Here is a 2228-nt window from a genome sequence, read left to right on the forward strand (position 1 = left end):
CCATTAAGGTCGAGACCCCCCAACCCACACGGGTCGGGGGGTCTCCCACATTTAAGAGACACAACAGTGCGGGTGTGCTGGCAGCGATCAACGCTCACACCGGCAACTTCCTGGGCCTCCACGCAAGTGGGGGCCTTTTGTCGTTAACGTTCCATGGCGTGCGGCTCGGCTCGCGTGCTATTTTTCAAGTGATCGTGATTCGTCGACAGGAGGTGAGACCCATGAACGCAGTATCCATAGTGGGCGCTCCCTTGTTGTCCACGATCGGGCGATTGAATTAGTCGCCTCCGGGAGTGCCTTGATCCGCAATTCGCGAAAGGCAACTCCCATGAACACAACATCTTCTTCAACGGTGCGTAGTTCCCATAGTGCGCTGGTCCTCGGAGGCGGGGGATCCACCGGCAACGCGTGGCTCATCGGCGTGATAGCCGGTCTCTACGGGTCCGGGCTTGATGTGACAACCCCGGATCTTACTGTCGGAACGTCGGCTGGATCAACGGCAGCGGCCCAGTTGGCCGCATCGTCCCCAGCGGAACTGTTCGCGGCCGCCGTCGCCCCTGTGCCTGAAGCCCAGCGGCGGCCGGGCACGGCCGGATCTGACCGCGGCCGCCCGTTGGCTGTATCGAGCCACTTAGCCAGGATGAACCACATCATCTCCTCCTCCAATGATGCGGCCGAAATGCGCCGTCGAATGGGGGCGGCCGCCATGGAGTCGGATGCAGCGACGGACGATTCCTGGCAATCAAAATGGCGCGCTGTCGTTGCGTCCCGGCTCCCGGATCAACGTTGGCCGGACCGGCAGGTACTGATCACGGCCGTCGATGCCGAAACCGGTGAACCTGCCGTTTTCGATCGCGGAAGCGGTGTCGAGCTGGTGGATGCCGTTGCTGCCAGCTGTTCCAGCTCCAGGCCATACAGGATCGGGGACAATTGGTACCTCGACGGCGGCTATCGGTCGAACGCCGAGAATGCCGACCTGGCAGCCGGCTATGGGCGGGTACTGGTGCTGTCACCTTTCGGCGGCCGGTCCCTTCAGCCCGTGGAGTGGGGCATGCACCTGGTGACGCAGGTTGAAGCTCTACGTGCAGGCGGCAGCAGGGTGGAGACCATTTTCCCTCGCCCTGATGCCGAGCACCTGTTTGGTACGAACGCGATGGATATTTCCTTGCGTCCTGCCGCTGCCCAAGCTGGCTACGACCAGGGCACGGCCCTGGCGGGGAGGCTTGGCGAGTTCTGGCGATGAGATGAAGGAGGGCTCCCACCAATGGTGGGAGCCCTCCTCTGTCTGGCTGCTGTGAGGGGTGGTCTTACGCGCTGGGCGCCTTTGCAGCTTTGGCTGCTGCTTTGGCGGCCTGTTTGCTGGCGCGCACCTTGACCAAGGACTCTGGATCCACGATGTCGGCGACGGAAAGGTACGAGCCCTGCTCGCCGTAGTGGCCAGCGGCCTCCCGCCACCCCTCGGCTTGAAGCCCGCACTGCTTGCCAAGGAGGGCCAGGAAGATCTTCGCCTTTTGTTCGCCGAACCCGGGCAGGGCCTTCAGGCGGCGGAGTACCTCAGCGCCGTCGGGGGAGCCGCTTGTCCAGATTGACGCAGCGTCTCCGTTCCATTCGTGGTGGACGGTTTCCGCCAGAGCCTGGACCCTGCCCGCCATGGAACCGGGGAACCTGTGGACGGCCGGCCTTTCTTTGAAGACTTCAACGAAGCCAGCGGGGTCGTACTCGGCAATCGTTTCGGGCTTCAAGGATCCAAGGCGTGTGCGGATCTTCTCCGGGCCGGCGAAGGCCGATTCCATGGTCACCTGTTGATCAAGCAACATGCCAGTCAGCAGCGCAAAGGCGTCATCGCTGAGAAGTTGGTCGGCGGCGGCATCGCCTGTGATGTGCAGTTCCATGGGTCCCATCCTCCCACCACTGAGAGCCGACGTCATGGCGGCTTCTGTATAAGGTCGACGGCGGATTGGTGGGGGTTTGGTGGGTGGTTGGGGTGGGGTGTGGGGGTGGATTTGCGTTGGGGGTGTGGGGCGTGTATTGTTTTCTGAGTCGCCGGGTGCGAAACGGAAAGCCGGAAGGTGTGTACGGTTCGGTAGGCGGCCAAAAATAACTCTTCTTTTCCAATGGCCCTGTTGTGGTGCGCTGCTTTGTGTGGTGTTCCGGTGGGGTGATGTTTTGGGGGGTCTGTTGTTTGAGAACTCAATAGTGTGCCAAGTTTGTTGATACCGATTGTTTTA

2 protein-coding genes are annotated in these 2228 nt (G+C 61.8%); one reads left to right on the top strand and one right to left on the bottom strand.

All coding sequences use genetic code 11. From position 1 onward, the window contains the following. The first annotated feature begins 328 nt into the window (after positions 1–328). Positions 329–1243, top strand: a complete 915-nt coding sequence (locus QRM57_RS20780; RefSeq protein WP_284988108.1) for a patatin-like phospholipase family protein — start codon at positions 329–331, stop codon at positions 1241–1243. 64 nt (positions 1244–1307) lie between these two features. Here the strand turns inward: QRM57_RS20780 and QRM57_RS20785 are convergent, their stop codons facing one another. After that, positions 1308–1901, bottom strand: a complete 594-nt coding sequence (locus tag QRM57_RS20785; protein ID WP_211712170.1) for an HhH-GPD-type base excision DNA repair protein — start codon at positions 1899–1901, stop codon at positions 1308–1310. Positions 1902–2228 lie beyond the last annotated feature (327 nt).

The organism is Arthrobacter sp. fls2-241-R2A-172 (genome assembly GCF_030208885.1).
Classification (GTDB): Bacteria; Actinomycetota; Actinomycetes; order Actinomycetales; family Micrococcaceae; genus Arthrobacter.